This is a genomic window from Pseudonocardia sp. EV170527-09, from assembly GCF_008369905.1.
In the GTDB taxonomy this organism is placed as follows: domain Bacteria; phylum Actinomycetota; class Actinomycetes; order Mycobacteriales; family Pseudonocardiaceae; genus Pseudonocardia.
The window spans coordinates 1-260 of sequence record NZ_VRMC01000525.1; the positions used below are offsets into that span (position 1 = coordinate 1).

General features: G+C 68.1%; 1 protein-coding gene. It reads right to left on the reverse strand.

What is annotated here, in order from left to right; genetic code table 11:
• Nucleotides 1-79: 79 nt before the first annotated feature.
• The coding region (locus tag FVA95_RS30025; protein ID WP_149666994.1) for a hypothetical protein at nt 80-260 on the reverse strand (181 nt) is incomplete at its 5' end.

Consider the following 260-nt stretch of genomic DNA (forward strand, 5'->3'; position numbering starts at 1 on the left):
GCCTGGTGCTGGGCTTTGCCGCAGTGCCCGAGGCGGAGATCCGCCAGGCGCTCGCGCGGTTGCGCCAGGCCTGGACCGGTCAGGCTGAGGGCTGAGGCTTGGCTTTCAGGAACAGCGAGCGGGCCAGATGCAGACCGATTTCACTGCGGTACACGGCGATGTCGCTCAAGGGTTCGAACCGGCCGCCCATCAGGCGCTGTTGGCGGTTTTTCAGGTGGGCGGCGGTGTAGGCTTCCTCCGGCCCGGTGAGGGTGGGGTAG